The following is a 20,946-nucleotide window of genomic DNA, read 5'->3' as shown; positions in this document are numbered from 1 at the left end:
CTCTAGGGCAAAGCCTGCTTATTCATAGCTTTTCAGCGCCGAGCAGGCGCCACATTTAGCGCAGCCGGCGTTGATCTGATCGGAGTGCAAACCGTGACGGCGCAAACTTGCGCCGATCTGCGGATACAGCCTGGCCATCATCGCGCTGTCGGGTTTGGGGTGGTGGGCCAACGGCGTGCCGTCGATGGGCACGAACGGCACCACGAACGGATACACACCCAGTGCGCACAACCGCTCACTCATTTCACTGATCGCCGCCTCGCTGTCGCCCAGGCCGGCGAGGATGTAGGTACTGACCTGCCCCCGACCGAAGACTTCGACCGCCGCGCTGAATGCCTCGAAATAACGGCTCAGAGGAACCTCGGCCTTGCCCGGCATAATCCGTTGGCGCACGTCATCGGTGACCGCTTCCAGGTGCATGCCCAACGACACCACACCACTGTCGGCCAAACGCTGAAACCAGCGGTCGTCGTCCGGCGGCTCGCACTGGGCCTGAATCGGTAAATCGACCGCGGCCGTCACCGCGGCGGCGGATTCACACAGAATCGCCGCACCACGATCCGGGGTTTGCGGCGTGCCGGTGGTCATCACCATGTGCTTGACGCCATCCAGTTCCACCGCGGCTTTCGCCACTTCAGCCAATTGTTGTGGACGTTTTCGGGCGATGGTTTTACCGGCCGCCAGTGACTGGCCGATGGCACAGAACTGGCAGGAGGTGCCGCGATCATTGAAGCGTATGCAGTGTTGCAACACCGTTGTGGCGAGCACATCGTTGCTGTGCAGGGTGGCGATTTTCCAGTAGGGAATGCCGTCAGCGGTGCTCAAGCCATAGAACTTCGGCACACCGGGCATCTGCACCTGACCGACCTGCAGACCTTCGCGAAAGATCAGCGCCTGGCTGCCATCGGTGCTGGGTTGCGCCTGATAGGGCGAGTCCTGCGAGGCCTGATTGAGGATCGGCACCATCATGGTCCGGCTACCGGAACTCAGCGCCTTGTGGTCTGACGGCCCCGCTCCGCCTTGGCGGGACAATCCGTTTTGCGCAGCAGGCCAGCGCACGCCGTGGCATTGCAGTTCGGCGAGCAGTTCATTGGTTTGCATGATCGAGCTCCTCGGTAGCGACAGCCACCAGGTGCGTGCTACGTTCATGCACATGCGCAGTGGGCGTACGGTCGATCAACAGACTGAGCAGTTCTGGGCGGCTGTAATGCCCGACCGAATCCATCATCCGTTTACGCTTATCGATCAGTGCCAGATCGAGATCGGCGATCACCACCCCTTCGCCGGAACGCAGCGGCTCACCGAGCAATTTGCCTTCAGGGGAAACGATGGCGGTGAAGCAGCCACCCGAGATCGGGCCGAGGCTGCAACCGGTGTCTTGCATGATTTGGCCCTGCTGATCGGCGTCCAGCCAGGCGGTGGCGTTAACCACGAAGCAACCGGACTCCAGGGCGTGATGGCGAATAGTGACTTCAATCTGCTCGGCGAAAATGTCGCCTACCAGGGATCCCGGAAACATTGCGGCATGGATCTGTTCGCCATCGGCCATCAAGGCATAACGAGCCAGCGGGTTGTAATGTTCCCAACAGGCCAGGGAGCCAATGCGCCCCACTGCGCTGTCGATGGCGCGCAGGCCGGAACCATCGCCCTGCCCCCAGACCATGCGTTCGTGATAGGTCGGGGTGATTTTGCGTCGATGCTGAATCAGGCTGCCATCGGCATTGAAGAGTAATTGCGCGTTGTAGATCGTACCGCCATCGCGTTCGTTGACGCCGATGGACACCACCATCCCTGCTTGCTTGCAGGCTTCACCGATGGCCAAGGTGGCGGCCGACGGCACTGTCACCGATTGATCCAGCAACTTCAGGTGCTGTGCGCCCATGCCAAAGGCCGGCTGCACAAACGAAAAGTACGGGTAGTAAGGCACCACCGTTTCTGGAAAGACGGCGAACTGCACGCCTTGCCGACCGAGGTCGATGATCTGTTGGCAGACCTTGTCCACGGTGCCTTCGCGGCTGTAAAGCACCGGGCTGATTTGCACGGCAGCGGCTTTGATAATCGGCATACCTGACTCCTGAAAAATTGAGGGCGACCGGAGCAAGTGGGTGCTTGCTCCGGCAGACGCTTAGGCCGTCCAGGTATCGATGATCATTGCGCCTTCACGGCGCATCAGCAGGCGCAGGTCCATCACGTCCAGCGGATTGATTGGACGGATGCCTTCGATCAAGGCCTTTTCGGTCTGGCCATAAAGGGCTTGCAGGGCAAAGCGACAGGCATAAACCTCACCGCCCTCCTCCATGAACTGAATGATCTGCTTGTTCACCGCCAGGTGGCCGGGGAAGGCTTCGGCGCCCAGGGTCGGGAAACCTCGCTGCACACCCAGTTGCACGCCAGGTCCGTACAGCAGAATCTTGGTTTCGAAGCCCTTGCGCAGCAGTCGCTTAGCCTGAAGCATATTGACCAGGCCGATGGAGCCCTCGAAGGCGATGGTGTGGAAGGTGATCAGGACTTTCTCGCCGGGTTCGGCTTTGACGTCCTCGAAGACTTTCTCTTCGTAATTGACCAGGAAGTCGCCGTCTTTGTAATGGGGAATATCCACGGTTGGCATAGTGTCGCTCTCCAGTTTCTTCGTGCTTTAACGGCGGCCTGAGTTGGCTGCCGGGTTGCAGGAGATAGAGCGAACGCCGTGCCAGGAAATAAATTTATTTCTCGCACACTGCTAAGTGATTGATTAGGTTAAATATACTTATCTGATCCGGTTTTTTATAACGCATCTGATGCTATCGGTGAATCACGCATTCCCGTAGAAATACGAACATTCGTAGCGGCCAATCACGAGATTTCGTACCCATGAACGAAACAGATTCCCTCATCGGCTGGGCCGACCTGGCCTACTCCTCAAGACATATGGTGTTCGAGCATTGCGCTGAGGCCATTGCCCTGCTCAATCCGTTTTCCGATCGACTGGGCGACCTGAACATCGCCGCCTGCAAGCTGCTGGGCTACCCGCGCCAGGAGTTGCTGGAGTTGCCGGTGAGCAAACTGTTCGGCCATCAACTGGCGGACCTGATCGTGTTCACCCAGGCTGTGATGGACAAAGGTCGCGGCTGGACCGAAGAGCTGAGCTGCAACTGCAAGACCGGCGAACGCATCGAGCTGGAGATCTCCGCCACCACCTTGCAGATCAAGGGTGAGCAGCATCTTATTCTGGTGCTACGCGAGCTGAGCCATGAGAAATACCAGCGCGATCAGGCCCATACCGAGCGCACCATGCGCGGCGGACTGATCGAATGGCGCAACATTCTCAACCTGTTCCAGGAAACCGAACGCGACAACCAACTGCTGCTCAGCTCGGTGGGCGACGGCATCTACAGCATCAACAGCGACGGTCTGGCCACCTTCGTCAACCCCGCCGGGGCGCGAATGCTCGGCTGGGAACCGCAAGACATGATCGGCAAGAACATCCACCGCATTCACCACCACACCCACGCCGATGGAAGTCACTACCCGGTGGAAGATTGCCCGATCTACAAAGCCGTGCATGACGGGGTAGTCCATGAAGGGCGTCAGGAGGTGTTCTGGCGCCGAGACGGCAGCTCGTTTCCAGTAGAGTTCACGAGCACGCCGGTGATTTCCGATGGCCGCATCGCAGGTGCAGTAGTGGTATTTCGGGATATCACCGAACGGCGCAACACAGAGAATCAACTGCAAAACGCTTTGGAAGAGTTGAAAGTCCTCAAGCAACGCCTGGAGGAGCAAAACGCCTACTTGCAGGAAGAGATTCACATTGAACACAACTTCCGCGAGATCGTCGGTCAGAGCGAGCCGATCCTGAAGATCATCAAGCAGATCGACGTGGTCGCCCCCACCGACGCCAGCGTGCTGATCAACGGCGAGTCTGGCACCGGCAAGGAGCTGATCGCCCGTGCGATCCATCAGGCCAGCCGCCGCAATGCCAGCCCGCTGATCCGGGTCAACTGCGCGGCGATTCCCACCGAACTGTTCGAAAGCGAGTTCTTCGGGCATATCCGCGGCGCCTTTACCGGCGCCGTTCGCGATCGTGTCGGGCGCTTCGAGCTGGCCGACGGCGGCACGCTGTTTCTCGACGAAATCGGCGAAATCCCGCTGGAACTGCAAAGCAAACTGCTGCGGGTTTTGCAGGAGGGCCAGTTCGAGCGGGTCGGTGAAGAACGTACCCGCAAGGTCGATGTGCGGATCATTGCTGCGACCAACCGCGACCTGCGCCAGGAAGTCGCAGCCAGGCATTTTCGCGAAGATCTGTATTTCCGGCTCAACGTTTTCCCTATCCAGTCCCCCGCACTACGTGATCGCCCCATGGACATCGCGCCCCTCGCCGCGCATTTCCTCAAGCAGACTGGCAAGCGCCTGAACATGCCCGGACGTCGTCTGCGCAACACGGATATCGAACGACTGCAGAACTACTCCTGGCCGGGAAATATCCGCGAGCTGCAAAACGTCATCGAGCGCGCCTTGATCACCTCGAACGGTGCCGACCTGAACCTCGACCTGCCCGAGGAGCCGAAAACCAATCTCCCAGCCACCCAATTGCCCTCCTCCTCGTCCACGATCATGACTGACGCCCAGTTTCGCGAGCTGGAGCGCAACAACATGCAGGCCGCGCTCAAGGCCGCCGACGGCAAACTGTTTGGCAAAGGTGGAGCAGCCGAACTGCTGGGCCTCAAACCTACGACATTGGCTTCAAGGTTCAAGCGGCTGGAGATCAAGCTGGAGGAATGATTCGACCGGGTTGCTGGTTATGGCACAAGCATGACCACGCAATCTCGTGAAACCCTCTACGAATATTCGTATTTTTATGCAATTGCGTAGTTCTACTACATCGCAAGTGACGCCCCGCAGAACCAAATCAGACAAAAATGTTATTTATTATCAAATAGTTAGCTCGCGCATAAAAAACTGTAAAAAGCTGGCACGACCTTCGCTCCTGAATACTGCAACCGATAAGCCAAGTGGGCCATCGATAACAGCAGATCACGGATGCCTACCATGCCGACAACCTCTGCTTTCACCGTCACACGCCAAGAAACCTACCTGGCTTCGATGCCCAATCTGGCCTTCACCGGCCTTTCTGAAAACTGGTTATTGAAAGAATGTGGTCATCAACATTGGCTCGCATTGGCCCAATTACATAACCGGTCTCTGCCTGATTTCGTCGATGAGCAGGGGCGCATCGCCTATGCCGCGTTCACCGCCGTAAAAATGTGGGACTTGAAGCTGGAAGCCATCGTCGAGAACCGCCCGTTCCAGATCCATACCCGGATCGGACGTGGTGGGCAGGCCCGGCATTACAGCGAGCATGAGGTCAGACTTGGCGACCGCCTCGTGGGGCAACTGGCATTGCTGTCGACCTTCGTCAGCCGGCATGTGCCGGGCGACAATCGCAGTGTCAACAAAGCGTGTCTCAGGGGCTCTCAGGCACCGGTGACGCAGCCACCTGACGTGTTGCATGAACTGCATACCGACAGCCGGAGAATACGCACCGGCGACTGGCACCGTCATTACGGCATTGATCGTCAATCAGGGGAAGCGGCGCGTCTGTTCGATTTTACGCCCTGCCCCGATGTCGACTTCAACGGTGCCAACCTGCTGTACTTCGCCAACTTCCAGGCCATGGTCGAGCGTGCGGAATGGGCCCTATTGGGATTGCGCCGCCCCGGTCACATTCGTCGGCGCGAGCTGCATTTCTACGGCAATCTCAATATCAACGACAGCTTGCAGCTCAGACTGCACCCTGGTCAGCCAGCCAATCGCGAATTGCACTGGTGTGAAGTTTATCGGCGCAGCGATCTCTTCAAACTGGCTGACGTTTTCACCCGGAAAATCCATCTCTCGGACTGCAGCCGACCATGAGCCATCCTCCTCTCTGGCGGCCCGAAGGCCTGCGACTCAAGTCGGTGTATCACAGCAGTGACCTGGACTGTCTTGAACACCTGCACAGCCTGCCAGGCAAAGCGCCCTTTGTGCGCGGGCCCTACTCGAGCATGTACCCGGAAAAACCCTGGACCGTGCGTCAGTACACTGGGTTCTCGGGAGCGGACGCCAGCAACCAGCGCCTGCGGCAACGTTTGGCCGAGGGCGCAACGGGCTTATCACTGGCCTTCGACTTGCCGACGCATCGCGGCTACGACTCCAGTAATCCTCAATGGCAGGCCGATGTCGGCAAGGCAGGCGTCGCCATTGATAGCGTAGAGGACATGGCTGAACTGCTGGACGGCATTTCCCTGGATGAGGTGTCGGTGTCGCTGACCATGAACGGCGCAGTGCTGCCCGTGCTGGCGGCCTTTATCGTCGCCGCCGAAGAATCCGGCGTCGCTTCAGAGCGACTCAGTGGCACTATCCAGAACGATATTCTCAAAGAGTTCACGGTGCGCAACACCTACATTTTTGCGCCGCAACCCTCTATGCGTATAACCACGGATGTTATTGGCTACTTAGGTGAACACCTGCCGCGATTCAACCCGATTTCGGTGTCCGGGTATCACTTCCAGGAAGCTGGTGCAGATGCTGTACTGGAGCTGGCACTGACGCTGGTCAACGCCAGGACCTATGCCGAGCACGTGCAAAACAGCGGCCTGAATCTGCAAAGATTCTGTGAACGAATCAGTTTTTTCTTCGGCATAGGCTGCGACTTTTTCACCGAAGTCGCCAAGTGTCGTGCGGCCCGTTTGCTCTGGTTCGAGATCACCCGGAATCTGGGCGTGCGGAGTGAGAAAGGCCAGGCACTGCGCATGCACTGCCAGACATCAGGCTGGTCGCTCTGCGCTCAGGATCCACTCAACAATGTCACGCGTACAACAGTCCAGGCCATGGCAGCGGTATTCGGCGGTACCCAGTCGCTGCATACCAATGCCTGGGACGAGGCGTTGACGCTACCCAGTGAGGAGTCGGCAAGGCTGGCCAGCAATACCCAACATATCCTTCAGCAGGAAACCGGGCTCTGTGATGTGGTCGATCCCTGGGCCGGGTCCTACATGATGGAATCCCTGACGGCACAAATGGCTCAGCAGGTTCGCCAACGGATGACTGAGATTGATGCCCAGGGCGGGATGCTCCAGTCAATAGAGTCCGGCTGGATCAGCCAGGCCATCCATCTTCAGGCCATGGCGACCGAGGCTCGACTTGATGGCGGTATTCAGCGGCGTGTTGCTTCAAGTGCACAGGCGCAAGCTGTGGAGGAAGCAGCGTTGGCAATGGACAGTCAGGCACTGCGCGCCCGACAGTGTCGACGTCTCAGCCGATTGCGCCTGACACGCGACACCCCACGGGTTGAAACCCTGTTGCAAGCGATAACCGAGTGCGCACGCTCGGGTCAGGGCAACCTGCTGGCGGCAACCGTGGCTGCGATCAGGGCACGGGCGACGCTGGGTGAATGTACCCAGGCACTGGAAAAGGTATGGCCACGCTTCAGGCAGGACCTGGATTTTCGCGCAGGTCACTATGGACCGGCTGTGAGTGAGCGCCCGGACTGGACGCAGGTATGCGGGCGCATCTCGACCTTTGTCGCTGACCATGGCCGTCCGCCCAGGGTTCTGCTGACCAAGCTGGGCCAGGATGGGCATGACCGCGGAATTCGGCTGATCGCCGCAGCGCTGGCCGATGCCGGTTTCGAGGTGCGCCTTCTCCCCATGTTCCAGACGCCGGTTCGGTTACTGGAATCACTGGATGAAGAAAACCAGGTGGATCTGGTTGGTATTTCGAGTCTGGCTGGGGCGCACTACGAGTTACTCACTGAGCTGATGGATCTGTTGGGCGAACGCAAGCTCGACATACCGATGGTTGTGGGGGGAATCATTCCAGATGCTGACGCGCGTCGATTGCTGGATTTAGGGGTCAAGGCATGTTTCGGCCCTGGCCAGGATGTGATTGAAATCATTGAACAGCTAGTCGATCTGCTCGACACTTGTTTTAGCGCGCGGTATCGGAGGATTTCATCCCAGGAGTGGCCGACTCTTTGATTTGAATAATCCATTGGTCGACAAGAGCATGTTGTTCGGTTATGACCTGCAAGGTTTGGGGTGCATTGCTAATGATATCGTGGCGGACATCTGTTTTGAGGTTGGCTATGAAAACCTTTCCAACTTCAACAGACACTTCCGTATCGAAATGGAACAGACACCGAGTGAATATCGTCGCGGAACGGCGATGAACCTGTTCAATCGCAACGGTCTCCAGGCTGCCCTGGCGCACACAAAAGCCCATTAAGTAATTAACGCCTGACCGATGCGGGTTAGTCATCCGCATCCCACAACAAGAAGGAAATCACAATGGTGTTGCCTCGCGCAGTCGTATTTGGCGAAGCCCTGACCGACCTGGTGCAGGGTCATCCTGGACAATGGCAAGGGTATCCGGGCGGTGCGCCTTGGAATGTCGCACGAGCGCTAAGACATTCGGCATATCTATCCAGGGTTGACCGAAACCCAGGCAATCAATGAGATTCGTGCCATCAACTCGCACGCTCAAATCCTGTTAACGCGCGGTGAATGCGGCATGGCGCTGTACACCTGCGATGGCTACTACGAACAGTCCGCTTACGTTGTAGACGTCGCAGATACAGTCGGGGTCGGAGATGCTTCTATGGCCGGTTGGCTCGCCGCAGACTTGCTTGGGATCTCCGATCTGCAAGAGCGCCTTCATTTTTCAGCCGCTTGTGCATCTGTATCTTGTTGTTATGCAGGTGCCCATGCGCCAGCAATGGCCGAAGTGAAAAAGTTGCTCAGCGCCGTTCCCGGTATTTGACGAAATGGGTCGACTGCTGAGAGGCATCTAAACATGTTTTTCGCGACAATGAAAAAAGCCCTGAGGGTAATGCCAGTCAGTTGAGGGTATGTGTAGGAGCAGCCGGTCGACGCTCGATTGCTCCGGGCGGCGCTCCGACGATGGACCTGAGGGCGACGCGTTTATCCAGCAAACACGCGTCATCGTTAACGTCCATCACGCCCTGAGCCTTTCCGTCAACACGGTTTTGCGGTGTCCGGCTCCATGACCAAAGGCGAGCCGCTGCCAGCGAGGCTGCGGCTGTTCAGATGCTGAGTTGAGCGCCTGACCGGGGGAACTTCCTTGCCAGCCGACAATAGTGAAATATCAATTACCCGCAGTAGTCATGGAGATGGGCATCTATCGCTTCCCCTTCATGCAGACTACGGAAAGATAAGCACCCCAAAGAACACCACATAGGGCAAGTATTAGCTCCGGATTGAAAATGCTCTGATCGACCGGCGCCACCAGGATTTCGCTATAAAGGCACAAGGCACCCGCGATCAACGCAATGAAGTAGCCGGTCTGGGTTCTAGTCCGGCGCAGCAACAGAACCTTTTTCAGACCCTCGTCTTTCCATTCTTGAAGGGGCATGCATTGGATCTCCTCCAGCAGCACCACACCCCACAGCAACGCGCACAACCAATAGCCTATCATCATGATGTCCTCCAGTTAGAACATTGATTCAACATGAATACAGCGCGCACTCCGCGCTTAACTTACGAATATCGATTCCAGAGTTTTTTCTGACTCGTGCAATTTGCTCTCATGCATATTCTGAAGCAGGTGAGAAGGTTCGAGCGGCTGCCAGGGACGGCGATGCAGGACCATAGACGGGGAGTCCGAGCGGAGCACGCCCGGTCTCGTTGCCAGTGGTCGCATCCCGCTGGACCAGTTCGGCGGCGTCGAAGTCATATTCCCAGTGGCCTGCCTTATTCCACTCGTGGAGAAAGTAGGTATAAAACGGCACAAACAGTCCCTGGCCCGGTTCAGCGTATTGCAGCCCGAACACGTACTCAGGCTGGTCCTTCATTTCACGACCACTATGGCAATGCTGGACCCAGACACGGTCGTCGAGGACGACAACCTTCCAGAACGGGTCGTGGTCGTAGAACTTCAGCGAAACTTTCTTGCCGCGTCTGCGGCACTCATTAAGGAACGCAATGCTGGCGGCAAGTTCCTCTTGAAAGGTCGAGGTCGTAATTTCTTCTGGAAGTGAGTCGACTCGCTTGCGCGCTGCTACGCCAAGCGGATTGAGCAGCATGACGCGGATTTCATACGCCGTCGTGAAGACGTCTTTCAACACGCTATCTGGTGCAATCAGGGTTTCGTACCCCGTGAGCGAAAGGATGGAGGCGTGACGCGCCGCCGGTAAAGAGCGGACCAGATTCCGTTCGTGAAGGGTCGAAAGCCATCCCTTGCGAGGATGTCTGGCAAAGAGCAGGGAGGCCATCTTCGCGCTTGTCAGACGATGGTGGTTGCCCCATGCGCGTTTGCACAGATAGAACAGAACCATCAAGGTTGAGGCCAGCACGATTTCTGTCGCAAGCAGCAGATTCGAGTTCAACTCCACGCGTGGCCACCATACATAGAGGATGTACCGTGCGGCATCCGGCGTGGCAAACGCCATAGCCATTGCGAGCAAGGTGATGACGCCATGTGACATGACGTGCTGCAGTACGGCTAGAAAGTCGTGTTCTTTGCTGATTGGTTCCATGGGGTACTGCTCCCATTTGGTGATGGTTGCCCGCAGGACAAAGCTTCTGGTAACAGGGACTTGGCTAAACGCTCCAACATGCGGCGCATGGCGGCAAGTTCATGGATCTTGTCGTAGGAGGCGTAGGCTCCCGCTTTTGTGAAGTACTTCCAATGTGTCGGATCAGCACAATTGCTGGCCACTATGACTTTTGTCAGCGGATACTCGGCTGCGACCACACGCAATACTTCCATGCCATTACCGTCGCTGAGGTTGACGTCCAGCAAGACGACATCGGGTGGTTCATGCCGGATGGCGGCGATAGCGGTCGATGCGCAGTGGAACGCCCCGGCAAGTGACAGGCCCGCGATCCGCGGCGACACCGTGCGCCACAACGCTCGCACGACGTTCGAATCCTCAACGACAAACAGGCGCAAGGGGCCTGAATCTCTGGCTGGCATCAGTGCAGTCAATGGTTTTGTGTTGGTGACCTGCATGATTTGACCTCTCTTTTTTGACATAGCTGTACAAGACGCTGACGAAGACAACTCCATTCAGCGGACGAAATCTTGCAGAGAGGTAACTATGCTTAAGTGCAACGAATACCACTATCGACGTTAGCAGGAGTTCTTTGTGGAGATATCGGCCAAGAACTTGTAGTGATTCCACTACAAGCAGGCTGGATCGGGCGACGCTTCGGCGAAGCCGGGCATGTGCTGCGCATCATTGCTGCACAGTTCGTTAAACCGCACCTGAAGTTCAATCAGAACGATTCAATGATGCCGAGGCGTTTACCGCAGAGAGTGGAGGATGCCGAAAACGATTGAGTGGCTCGGCTGCGTCGGATGGCAGGGCGTTCTAAGTTAACAGGCCGTTTTCGAGTGCATAGCGGGCCAGTTTCGCGTTGCTGTCGATCCCTGTTTTTTCCAGGATGCGTGCCCGGTACGTCGTGACGGTACTCGGGCTTAAGTGCAATATTTCAGCGATGCGGACAATTCTCTCGCCTGAAGCGAGGAGCTTTAGTACTTCAAGTTCCCGGTCCGATAGCGCTTCGTGGGGTGCCCCGTCGCCTCTGCCGATAGCGTTGACCAGTTTTTCTGCCAGTTCAGGACTGACGTGCTTGCCGCCTGAGGCCACCTTGCGAACTGCCGCAACCAGGGTGGCTGCGGAAATATCCTTGGTGAGGTATCCCGCAGCGCCGTGCTTGATTGCGCGTAACGCATAGGCCTCGACCGAATGCATGCTCAACATCAGAACGGCGAGCTTGGGCTTCTCCGCACGCATGAGCTTGAGGAGTTGGAGGCCGGTCTTATCGGGCAGCTGAATATCTACCAGCGCCACGTCGAAATCTTGCTCCCGGACCAGGAGCATTGCTTCTTGTGCCGTCTCTGCTTCACCCGTTACGTCGATCTCGTTGGCAGTCTCCAGCATGCGTCGCACGCCGTTACGCACGATGCTGTGATCATCCACCAGCAAGACTCTGATTCTGTGGTCAGTCATCTGTATTTTCCATTCGCACCCGCAAGGCCCTGGCCGTATCGTGTCTCGATGTACAGATGATGTTGAACCCGCCGGCACAGTGGCGCGCGCTCATGCAGTCCCACACTAACCCTGCGGCCGGTGGCCGGCAAGCCATGGAATCTGCTGCAGAGTTTGACGTTAGCAGGCAGGTAGCGCACTTGCACTGTTGCCTCAGGCGTTAGCGCTCACTTCTCCGGACTGCCGGTGCAGTCGATTGGAACGGCCTGTCCACGGAAGCTATCATTCGGCCACTACCACCCGGCATATTCAATCGGCATCCGCCAGGCAGTCAGGCTGGGATTGCACTGCAAGATGACAATTTCCCCAGGATCTGGGGCATTGCGCCAACCTTGCTAATATTTCGTAAGCCAGCGCTCAGTTTTCATCATGGAAAATACTGCAAAGCCGGCTCCAGCGGCAATGGCAATCCTGGAGTCGACACCCGTGTGGGCATTCAGTCCGGGGGCATTTCCGGCCTCTGGCGCCTAAGCTCTCAGGTGTGTCTGCATGCGCCCATGGCTAATGCCTTGCGCGTGGCATCAATTTTAACTGGACAGAGACATGGCCACAGTGACGACACCGATCGAAGTTTTCGACATGAAGACATTGCTGGCAGCGCTGAAGTCGTTGCGCAAAGGTGACTTCACCACGCGTATGCCGGAAGACTGGACCGGCATGCCGGGCAAGATCGCCGACACGCTCAACGAGATCATCGACATGGCAGCCGACACCACCACCGAATTCGAACGCGTGGCGCGACTGATCGGCAAGCAGGGCAAGGTCGATGAGCGTATCGAATTGCCGATGATGAAAGGCTCATGGCAAAAGATCGTCAACTCGAGCAATGCGCTCACCAGCGACCTCATCAGCCCGATGAACGAGATAATTCGCGTTGTCGGTTCGGTTGCCGAGGGTAATCTGAGCCAGCAGGTACCGCCGGTACTCGACGGCCTGAAACTCCGGGGCCAGTTCCTCAAATCCGCCCAGATCGTGAACACCATGGTGACGCGACTGGGCTCCTTCGCTTCCGAGGTGACCCGCGTGGCCCGCGAAGTCGGCACTGAAGGGATTCTCGGTGGGCAGGCCAATGTCAAAGGGGTGTCCGGCACCTGGAAAGATCTGACCGACTCCGTCAACGACATGGCCGCCAATCTGACCACCCAGATGCGCAACATCGCATACGTGACGACCGCAGTGGCCAATGGCGATCTGGGCAAGACGATTACCGTCGAAGTCAGGGGTGAGATTCTCGAGCTGAAAAACACCATCAACACGATGGTCGGCCAGCTCTCGAGCTTTGCTGCGGAGGTGACCCGCGTGGCGCTGGAAGTCGGTACCGAAGGCAAGTTGGGCGGTCAGGCGGAAGTGCGCGACGTATCAGGCACCTGGCGCGACCTGACCGAATCGGTCAACGGCATGGCGGCCAACCTGACCACCCAGGTGCGCAACCTCGCACAGGTGACGACGGCGGTGGCGCGCGGCGACCTCGGCAAGAAAATTACGGTTGAAGCCAAGGGCGAGATTCTCGAACTGAAAAACACTATCAACACGATGGTCGACCAACTCTCCAGCTTCGCCGCGGAGGTGACACGCGTCGCGCTGGAAGTCGGTACCGAAGGCAAACTGGGCGGACAGGCCGAAGTGAGCGGCGTATCCGGTACCTGGAAGGACTTGACCAATTCGGTCAACGGCATGGCGGCCAACCTGACCACCCAGGTGCGCAACATTGCCGACGTGACCACGGCGGTGGCCAACGGCGACCTGTCGCGCAAGATCACCGCCGAAGCGAAAGGTGAAATTCTCCAACTCAAGGAAACCATTAACACAATGGTGGACCAGCTCTCGACCTTTGCCGACGAAGTGACGCGCATGGCACGCGAAGTGGGGACTGACGGCAAGCTCGGTGGCCAGGCCAAGGTGGCGGGCGTCGGTGGAACCTGGAAAGATTTGACCGACTCGGTCAACAGCATGGCGGCCAACCTGACCAATCAGGTCCGCAACATCGCCGACGTGACGACGGCGGTGGCCAAAGGCGACCTGGGGCGCAAGATTACCGTGGAAGCCAAGGGCGAAATCATGGAGCTGAAGAACACCATCAACACAATGGTGGACCAGCTCAATAGCTTTGCCGCCGAAGTGACGCGGGTGGCGCGCGAAGTCGGCACCGAAGGAAAGCTCGGGGGACAGGCACAGGTGCAAGGCGTGTCCGGCACCTGGCGCGATCTGACCGAAAACGTGAACTTCATGGCGGCCAACCTGACCAGCCAGGTGCGAGGCATCGCGAAAGTGGTGACCGCGGTAGCCAACGGCGACATGAAGAAGAAACTGACACTGGAAGCCAAGGGCGAGATCGCCGAACTGGCCGACACCATCAACGGTATGACCGATACGCTGGCGCTGTTCTCCGATCAGGTGACCTCGGTGGCGCGTGAAGTGGGCGTCGAGGGCAAGTTGGGCGGCCAGGCCAACGTGCCGGGTGCTGCCGGCACCTGGCGCGATCTGACCGACAACGTGAACGGTCTGGCGGCCAACCTGACCAATCAGGTGCGCGCAATTGCCGACGTGGCGACTGCCGTGACCAAGGGCGATCTGACTCGTTACGTGGAGGTGGAAGCAAAGGGTGAAGTGGCGGAATTGAAGGACAACGTCAACGAGATGATCCGCAACCTGCGGGAAACCACGCGGCAAAACGCGGAACAGGATTGGCTCAAGACCAATCTCGCGAAATTTACCCGCCTGCTGCAGGGCCAGCGCGATCTGGCGGCAGTCTCCAAGATGGTGCTGTCAGAACTGGCTCCGCTGATCAACGCCCAGCACGGTGTGTTCTACATGATGAACGAGAGCCCGCCCGATCCTGCGAAACTCAAACTGCTGTCGGCTTATGCGTACAAGGGAAACATCAATGTGAACGATGAGTGGCGGCTCGGCGAGGGCCTGGTCGGGCAATGCGCTTACGAGAAGCGGCGCATCCTGCTGACTGATGTACCCGGAAATTACGTCGCGATTTCATCGGGACTGGGTGCGGCCGCCCCGCTGAATATCATCGTGTTGCCGATCCTGTTCGAGAACAAGGTCAAGGCCGTCGTCGAAATGGCTTCGTTCACGCGCTACAGCATCATTCATCAAACCTTCCTTGATCAGCTTGCTGAATCGATTGGTATCGTGCTCAACACGATCGAAGCCAATATGCGTACCGAAGAACTGCTCAAGCAGTCGCAATCGCTGGCGCAGGAGCTGCAAAGGCAACAAGAAGAATTGAGACAGACCAACGAGGAACTGGAGGACAAGGCTGGACTGCTGGCGGAGCAGAAAGCCGAAGTCGAGAGCAAGAACCGCGAAGTCGAAATCACCAAGCTGTCGCTGGAGGAGAAGGCGGAGCAGCTGACGCTGACCTCGAAGTACAAGTCCGAATTCCTCTCCAGTATGTCCCATGAGCTCAGAACGCCATTGAACAGCTTGCTGATCCTGGCCCAGCAGCTCAGCGACAATGCGGAACACAATCTCACTCCCAGGCAGGTCGAATATGCCAAGACCATCCGTAGCGCGGGCAAAGACCTGCTGGAGCTGATCGACGAGATTCTCTATCTGTCCAAGATCGAGTCGGGTACGGTCACACTGGATCTGAATGAAGCGCTGTTCGCCGATCTGCACGACCAGATCGAACGCACCTTCCGGCCGGTCGCCGAAAGCCGAGGCCTCACCTTCACGATTGAACTGGCGCCTACCCTGCCCCCCGTCATCTGGACCGACGAAAAGCGCCTGTTGCAGGTGGTCAAGAACCTGCTGTCCAACGCCTTCAAGTTCACTGAGCAAGGCAGCGTCAAGATCAGCATCGCGCCCGCTGTGTCCGGCTGGAGCGTGGATCACAGCGAACTGAATCGCGCCGATGCGGTGGTCGCCTTCGTGGTCACCGACACCGGCATTGGCGTATCTGGCGGCAAGCAGAAGCTCATCTTCGAGGCGTTCCAGCAAGCAGATACCGGAACCTCACGAAAATACGGCGGCACCGGCCTCGGCCTGTCGATCAGCCGCGAGCTCGCACACCGGCTGGGCGGTGAGCTGCGGCTGATCCCCGGTGAGGGCAAGGGCAGTACTTTCGCGCTGTACGTGCCCTTGCGTACACAGGATGCCCAGCGTCAGGCGCTAGACGAATCAGCGACAGAGACAGAGACAGTTCCTGGCCAAGTCAAGCGAGACCTCATGTCAGGCCCGTCTGCACAGATACTGGACGACCGCGAGTCTGTCCAACCCGGGGACCAAGTGCTGCTGATGCTCGAGGGCGACGCCCGATTCGCCGGCATTCTGCTCGAGGCCGCGCGCCAGAAGGGCTTCAGGGCTATCGTCACGACCCGTGGCGCGGATGCACTGGAGCTTGTCGAGCGCTTCAAACCCGCCGCGATCACGCTAGACCCGGGCCTGACGGACATCGATGGCTGGTTGCTACTCGAGCAGTTGAAGCGAAATTTCGCCACGCGTCACATCCCGGTCCAGATCATCTCGATCGCTGACGACCGCACACGCGGGCTGCGCTATGGCGCTTTCGACTATCTGCTCAAGCCGGTCACAGCCGACGAGATTCAAAATGCGCTGGTCGGCATCGTGGCATTCGCACGGCGCAAGACCAGGAGTCTGCTGCTCATCGACGGCGACGAAGGGGACCGCGCCCGCATCCTCGATCTACTTGGCAACACCGACGTGAAGATCGCAACGACCGACAGCGGCGCTGATGCCTTGAAAAAACTGGCAAAGAAACGCTACGACTGCATGGCAATCAATCTCAAACTGCCCGACGCATCCGGTATCAGGTTTCTCGAGGCGCTGCAGGAAGACCACGCATTGCGTGAATTGCCAATCGTCGTCTATGGTGCAGAAACACTGACCAAGCCGGAACACGAGCGTTTCAGGACACTGCTCGGCAAGGGCGTCATCAAGGCAGTTCAATCCCCCGAGCGCATACTCGACGAAACCGCGCTGTTTCTACACCGCGTCGTAGCCAAGCTGCCGCAGACCCAGCGCAGGATGCTGGAAAAACTCTATGAGGGTTCGGACAGTCTGGAGGGTAAAAAGGCCCTGGTAGTCGACGATGACGTGCGCAATATTTTTGCCCTGACCAGCGTGCTTGAGTCCAACAAAATGCTGGTGGCCACGGCCGAAAACGGCCGAACCGCCATAGAACTGCTGCAGCAGCAGCCCGATACCGACATCGTGCTGATGGACATCATGATGCCCGAGATGGATGGCTTTGAAACCATGCGCCAGATCCGTACATTCAAAAGATTTGAAACCCTGCCCATGATTGCGCTGACGGCCAAGGCGATGATGGGTGACCGTGAAAAGTGCATCGAAGCAGGAGCATCGGACTATGTCAGCAAGCCGGTGGATACCGACCAGCTGCTGTCACTGATGCGCAAATGGCTCTATCGATGACTCTGTACTGCGCTCATTGCGCGACAGCAAAGGTGGCAATGTGCGCAAGGCCCGCTCGATTTTACCGGTGCTGCCGTTATGGCAAGATGCGCTAGCGCAAACCGAAGTGGCATAAATATGCAGCAGGAACCCCCGGTATTCAAAGAGAGAGCCCAGGTGCGGCAAGCGCTCCCGCCTGATGGCGTGCCAGCATCAGTGTTGCTGGTGGATGACAACCCCGCCAAGCTTACGGCGCTTGCCGCGGTGATTGCCGACATGGGCCTCGATATTGCCACGGCGACTTCCGGGTTCGAGGCGCTGCGCCTGCTATTGCAGCGCGACTTCGCAGTCATTCTGCTCGACGTGAAAATGCCAGTGATGGACGGTTTTGAAACCGCGGCACTCATTCACGGCCGCCCGAAGTCGGCCCACACGCCCATTATCTTCGTCACAGCTGAGGCCGATACGGATTCCGAGCGTTTCCGCGGTTATACGTCCGGCGCAGTGGATTACATCTTCTCGCCGATTGTGGCCGAGGTTCTTCGCGCCAAGATCCGGGTGTTTGTCGACCTGTTCTACCTGCAGCGCAAACTGACGATGCAGGCCGAAGAATTGCTGCAATCGAAGCTGCTGCTGCGTGAACTGGCCTCCTATCAGGAGCACATCAAGGAAGAAGAGCGAAAGCGCATCGCACGCGACATCCATGACGAGCTGGGACAGAGTCTGCTGGCGTTGCGAATCGATGTCTCCATGTTGCAGGCGCGCACCAGTACCATGCACCCCAAGCTCAACGAAAAGGCCAGCGATGCTCTGAATCACCTCGATACAGCCATCCGCAGTGTCCGCAGTATCATCAATGATCTTCGGCCGCCCGTACTCGATCTGGGATTGCAGGCAGCGATCGAGTGGCAACTTGAAGAGTTCCGGCAGCGCAGCGCGATCGATTGCGTGATGTCGGTGAAAGACCAGAATTTCCGTTGCGATCTGAATGAAAAATCCGCCACGACTCTGTTCCGCATCGTGCAGGAATCGCTGTCGAACATTGCCCGGCACGCGCAAGCGACACAGGTGCATATCGAACTCTACAGGGACGGTCGCCGGCTTTACCTGCAGATCAAAGACAATGGCGTAGGCATGACGGATCGCAAAAAATTGAACTCGTTCGGGTTGGTGGGGATGAAGGAACGCATCAGCATGCTGGACGGGGAATTCACGATCGACAGCGCACCGGACAAAGGAACGAGATTAACGATATCGCTGCCACTCGACTGACCCGGATGGCATTGAAATGCTATAGCCCGGGCCCATCGGGCGGGCCAACCAGACTGCGACCACCCTTTTGATGGCGGTGCAGCCGCCAAGGAATATCCCCGCTGCCGCTATCCTCGTCGGTGTTTCGGACGGTGCGACAGATTTCGAAAAAAAGTCGCAAACCCCGCGACGTTTCAGGGCTTGCGACTCATTGCCGATACGTCCCTCAAGCTCCCGGGACGTTTTCTACGGGTTTGCCTGCCGTGTTCATTACGGAACGTGCCGGCCTAGTTCTGTACCTCAACCGCGTCGAAATCCGGGGCATCTGGGGCGTCGGCCACATCCGCTCTGGCTGCCCTCGCCTCAACTTTGGCAGCCTCTCTGGCTGCGTTCGCCTCGACTTTGGCAGCGTCCCGGGCCGCGTTTGCAGTCCGTTTCAGAGGTCCATGCGCTGAGGGCAGCTCCTCTGCATCAATGGCCTGGCAAGTCGCCGGGGCGCGTTGAAACGCCTTCAGGCTTGCTCGCGGAACACCCGCGCCGCGACGGTGGACGAGTTGCTGTGACAGGAGATAGTCGGGGTTCCGGCCTGCGCCGCGCAGGCGAGGCCCAGAACCCTATCGGCGAGCGGATCAGGCAATGCTGGCGGGGTTGGCCGGGCTTGCGCCCCATTCGAGGAAGCGGATCTTGTGCACCTCGCCCTCGCTGTCTTCGTAGACCAGGGTCACCGGTACCACACCGGTCTTATCGGATGTATCAGTGCGCTGCAGTACCCTCTTCACATCGATGTCCATCCCGTAGTGGTATTCGACGGCTGAGACATGCGCGCCGGGTTCTTGCAGGCCGTTCTGGTCGAATACACTTGGCGCGAGACTGGAAATCACGGCACTTACTGCTGTGGCGATGTTCATTAGGCTGTACCTCTGCTGAAGTTCGCTTGACAAGGACTACATGTGACACGCGGTGAAAGTGAAGTTCACTCCACCCGGACGAACGACCCTTTTCCATTATTGCTTGAGTCGCCGCAGGCCCCAGCGATCCCCCATGGTTGAGCGGTTTCGACCACTCGTCCTTTATCCATGGGCGCTCTCCCAATCTGTCGATTGTTTTACCAAAGCGGCATTCATTTGCGCAGGACGTGGGAGTTGATGGGGTGGCTTGATGATCGTTTCCCCTCGATTCCCCTCGATTCCCCGAGGAATCAATTTTTTAGCTGAGGACTCCCCTATGGCATTGCCGCGAATGTGCTTTTTTCGAGGGAAAAATGGCAGTGCTTTGACCTGGTTTGTTAACCCGGCCAAGGGATTTTTTATGGCTGACCAGGTTATACCCCCCGATTTCCCCCATGGAATTTGGAAAAAAGACGAAAAAATCGGCGGGGCTCTCATCTGCCTCCCGACTCGCCGGAAACCCAGTAATGGTGCTGGCTGCGCCATCAGAACTGGCAATATGACACTATCCATTTCACTGCCGTTTGTCGGGACAATTGATCAAAAAATGAACGGACTCGGACTTTTTCGTTCAGAATACGCAGCAGGTGACACAGGCTCTGATCCTCACCTAGCCCCAGAAGCGGAAGTTAAACCTCATATGCACTAAGTGCGAATGGGGATTTTTATTACCTGAAAATGGACATGATCGAATGATTGAAAGTTCGTTCGCGAAAATCGCTATTGTCCTGGCAGCGTAATACCGCAAGACTAATTGATAGAAATTGCTGGATCTTAATTGCAGTCAGTAACTGTAAGTTCCAGTTAAGTCCAACTGAGAGTCATGTATTGATTCACTACTAGAACAAAGAGGTAACCGGTAACCATGGAGCTTAATATGCTTTCTTCGTCGACCGTGGAGTTTTTGCGTTTGGGAGTTGTATATGCCCACCTTATTGCCTGCTGTGTGGCAATCGGGCTTGTTTTGACCAGCGATATTGCAATGGTCAAGCAACTCCTGAAGGGGGATGCGTCAGGTCACCATGATGACGCGCACATGGAAAGTCTTCAAAAAACCGTAGTGCTTGCCCTTGTAGCTCTTTGGATTACGGGCATTGGTATTGTCGGGATAGATTATGCCGGCAAGGGGATGGAGTATTTCCTCAATCCAAAGTTGCAAGCCAAGATCGGCATAGTTGTACTGCTGACCATTAATGGCGTCGTGTTGCATAGCGCGGTATTGCCTGCTCTGAAAAAAGCCGGTTCGTTACTGAAACTCTCCTTCAGCCTGCGCATGCTGGCGCTGTTCTCGGGGGCGTTCTCTGGCGTGTCGTGGTTCTATGCCGCAATGCT

The 20,946-nt window shown here is 57.4% G+C and carries 16 protein-coding genes and 2 pseudogenes; 10 read left to right on the top strand and 8 right to left on the bottom strand.

Features of this window, described 5'->3' with window-relative positions; all coding sequences use genetic code 11:
- Positions 1-18: 18 nt before the first annotated feature.
- Genes AC07O1_RS05970 through AC07O1_RS05960 form a run of 3 tightly spaced genes read right to left on the bottom strand, consistent with a single transcriptional unit; the run spans position 19 to position 2,608 of the window.
- A complete protein-coding gene (locus AC07O1_RS05970) occupies positions 19-1,101 on the bottom strand; it encodes an MSMEG_0568 family radical SAM protein (RefSeq protein WP_495088208.1) in 1,083 nt (360 codons plus the stop codon).
- Positions 1,088-2,065, bottom strand: a complete 978-nt coding sequence (locus AC07O1_RS05965) for a Nit6803 family nitrilase (RefSeq protein WP_495088207.1) — start codon at positions 2,063-2,065, stop codon at positions 1,088-1,090. Before AC07O1_RS05965 ends, AC07O1_RS05970 begins: the two co-directional genes overlap by 14 nt.
- A 60-nt stretch (positions 2,066-2,125) precedes the next feature.
- Complete coding sequence (locus tag AC07O1_RS05960) at positions 2,126-2,608, bottom strand: MSMEG_0572/Sll0783 family nitrogen starvation response protein (RefSeq protein ID WP_397452632.1); 483 nt, start codon at positions 2,606-2,608, stop codon at positions 2,126-2,128.
- Positions 2,609-2,850: 242 nt separating this feature from the next.
- Here AC07O1_RS05960 and AC07O1_RS05955 point away from each other — a divergent pair, with 242 nt between their 5' ends.
- From AC07O1_RS05955 to AC07O1_RS05935, 5 genes and pseudogenes are all read left to right on the top strand, one after another.
- Entirely contained in the window at positions 2,851-4,758 is a 1,908-nt protein-coding gene (locus AC07O1_RS05955) for a sigma 54-interacting transcriptional regulator (protein ID WP_495088206.1), read from the top strand.
- Between the two features lie 258 nt (positions 4,759-5,016).
- Positions 5,017-5,889: a Pnap_2097 family protein gene (locus AC07O1_RS05950; protein ID WP_495088205.1), complete on the top strand. Its 873-nt coding sequence runs from the start codon at positions 5,017-5,019 to the stop codon at positions 5,887-5,889.
- Entirely contained in the window at positions 5,886-7,994 is a 2,109-nt protein-coding gene (gene scpA, locus AC07O1_RS05945; RefSeq protein ID WP_495088204.1) for a methylmalonyl-CoA mutase, read from the top strand. Before AC07O1_RS05950 ends, scpA begins: the two co-directional genes overlap by 4 nt.
- A gap of 79 nt (positions 7,995-8,073) precedes the next feature.
- Positions 8,074-8,241 (top strand): annotated as a pseudogene (locus AC07O1_RS05940) (helix-turn-helix domain-containing protein); the annotation flags it as partial.
- A gap of 62 nt (positions 8,242-8,303) precedes the next feature.
- Positions 8,304-8,775 (top strand): annotated as a pseudogene (locus tag AC07O1_RS05935) (carbohydrate kinase family protein).
- Positions 8,776-9,153: 378 nt separating this feature from the next.
- Here the strand turns inward: AC07O1_RS05935 and AC07O1_RS05930 are convergent.
- The 3 genes from AC07O1_RS05930 to AC07O1_RS05920 all read right to left on the bottom strand — a co-directional run bounded on the left by AC07O1_RS05930 (position 9,154) and on the right by AC07O1_RS05920 (position 10,986).
- The gene (locus AC07O1_RS05930) at positions 9,154-9,453 is read right to left on the bottom strand and encodes a hypothetical protein (protein ID WP_495088203.1); all 300 of its coding nucleotides are present in this window, start codon (positions 9,451-9,453) and stop codon (positions 9,154-9,156) included.
- 106 nt (positions 9,454-9,559) lie between these two features.
- Complete coding sequence (locus AC07O1_RS05925) at positions 9,560-10,510, bottom strand: hypothetical protein (protein WP_495088202.1); 951 nt, start codon at positions 10,508-10,510, stop codon at positions 9,560-9,562.
- The gene (locus AC07O1_RS05920) at positions 10,477-10,986 is read right to left on the bottom strand and encodes a response regulator (RefSeq protein WP_495088201.1); all 510 of its coding nucleotides are present in this window, start codon (positions 10,984-10,986) and stop codon (positions 10,477-10,479) included. Before AC07O1_RS05920 ends, AC07O1_RS05925 begins: the two co-directional genes overlap by 34 nt.
- A 162-nt stretch (positions 10,987-11,148) precedes the next feature.
- On the opposite strand from AC07O1_RS05920, the gene AC07O1_RS05915 reads away from it, so the two are divergent.
- Positions 11,149-11,316 (top strand): hypothetical protein, encoded by a 168-nt coding sequence (locus AC07O1_RS05915; protein WP_495012263.1) that lies wholly within the window; start codon positions 11,149-11,151, stop codon positions 11,314-11,316.
- Positions 11,317-11,347: 31 nt separating this feature from the next.
- Here the strand turns inward: AC07O1_RS05915 and AC07O1_RS05910 are convergent, their stop codons facing one another.
- Positions 11,348-11,989 (bottom strand): response regulator, encoded by a 642-nt coding sequence (locus AC07O1_RS05910; protein WP_495088200.1) that lies wholly within the window; start codon positions 11,987-11,989, stop codon positions 11,348-11,350.
- 582 nt (positions 11,990-12,571) lie between these two features.
- On the opposite strand from AC07O1_RS05910, the gene AC07O1_RS05905 reads away from it, so the two are divergent.
- A complete protein-coding gene (locus tag AC07O1_RS05905) occupies positions 12,572-17,437 on the top strand; it encodes a HAMP domain-containing protein (protein WP_495088199.1) in 4,866 nt (1,621 codons plus the stop codon).
- A gap of 117 nt (positions 17,438-17,554) precedes the next feature.
- Positions 17,555-18,688 (top strand): ATP-binding response regulator, encoded by a 1,134-nt coding sequence (locus tag AC07O1_RS05900; RefSeq protein WP_495088198.1) that lies wholly within the window; start codon positions 17,555-17,557, stop codon positions 18,686-18,688.
- A 608-nt stretch (positions 18,689-19,296) separates the two neighbouring features.
- Here AC07O1_RS05900 and AC07O1_RS05895 read toward each other — a convergent pair.
- On the bottom strand, positions 19,297-19,575 hold the full coding sequence (locus AC07O1_RS05895) for a DUF2790 domain-containing protein (protein ID WP_495012258.1): 279 nt from the start codon (positions 19,573-19,575) through the stop codon (positions 19,297-19,299).
- 316 nt (positions 19,576-19,891) lie between these two features.
- Here AC07O1_RS05895 and AC07O1_RS05890 point away from each other — a divergent pair, with 316 nt between their 5' ends.
- Together AC07O1_RS05890 and AC07O1_RS05885 are read left to right on the top strand one after the other, a co-directional pair.
- On the top strand, positions 19,892-20,263 hold the full coding sequence (locus AC07O1_RS05890) for a hypothetical protein (protein WP_495088197.1): 372 nt from the start codon (positions 19,892-19,894) through the stop codon (positions 20,261-20,263).
- 216 nt (positions 20,264-20,479) lie between these two features.
- On the top strand, positions 20,480-20,946 hold a 467-nt coding region (locus AC07O1_RS05885; RefSeq protein WP_495088196.1), incomplete at its 3' end, for a hypothetical protein.

Source organism: Pseudomonas sp. GW821-FHT07G10 (genome assembly GCF_059418545.1).
The sequence above is the reverse complement of the archived record's forward strand: the minus strand, read 5'-3'. Positions and strand labels throughout refer to the sequence as shown.

Bases quoted from the DNA above. Each gene is read 5' to 3' on its own strand.
- AC07O1_RS05910 (WP_495088200.1), bottom strand. From the start codon at position 11,989: ATGACTGACCACAGAATCAGAGTCTTGCTGGTGGATGATCACAGCATC.
- AC07O1_RS05895 (WP_495012258.1), bottom strand. From the start codon at position 19,575: ATGAACATCGCCACAGCAGTAAGTGCCGTGATTTCCAGTCTCGCGCCA.
- AC07O1_RS05955 (WP_495088206.1), top strand. From the start codon at position 2,851: ATGAACGAAACAGATTCCCTCATCGGCTGGGCCGACCTGGCCTACTCC.
- AC07O1_RS05950 (WP_495088205.1), top strand. From the start codon at position 5,017: ATGCCTACCATGCCGACAACCTCTGCTTTCACCGTCACACGCCAAGAA.
- AC07O1_RS05960 (WP_397452632.1), bottom strand. From the start codon at position 2,608: ATGCCAACCGTGGATATTCCCCATTACAAAGACGGCGACTTCCTGGTC.
- scpA (WP_495088204.1), top strand. From the start codon at position 5,886: ATGAGCCATCCTCCTCTCTGGCGGCCCGAAGGCCTGCGACTCAAGTCG.
- AC07O1_RS05900 (WP_495088198.1), top strand. From the start codon at position 17,555: ATGCAGCAGGAACCCCCGGTATTCAAAGAGAGAGCCCAGGTGCGGCAA.
- AC07O1_RS05965 (WP_495088207.1), bottom strand. From the start codon at position 2,065: ATGCCGATTATCAAAGCCGCTGCCGTGCAAATCAGCCCGGTGCTTTAC.
- AC07O1_RS05925 (WP_495088202.1), bottom strand. From the start codon at position 10,510: ATGGAACCAATCAGCAAAGAACACGACTTTCTAGCCGTACTGCAGCAC.
- AC07O1_RS05920 (WP_495088201.1), bottom strand. From the start codon at position 10,986: ATGCAGGTCACCAACACAAAACCATTGACTGCACTGATGCCAGCCAGA.
- AC07O1_RS05930 (WP_495088203.1), bottom strand. From the start codon at position 9,453: ATGATGATAGGCTATTGGTTGTGCGCGTTGCTGTGGGGTGTGGTGCTG.
- AC07O1_RS05970 (WP_495088208.1), bottom strand. From the start codon at position 1,101: ATGCAAACCAATGAACTGCTCGCCGAACTGCAATGCCACGGCGTGCGC.
- AC07O1_RS05905 (WP_495088199.1), top strand. From the start codon at position 12,572: ATGGCCACAGTGACGACACCGATCGAAGTTTTCGACATGAAGACATTG.
- AC07O1_RS05890 (WP_495088197.1), top strand. From the start codon at position 19,892: ATGGCATTGCCGCGAATGTGCTTTTTTCGAGGGAAAAATGGCAGTGCT.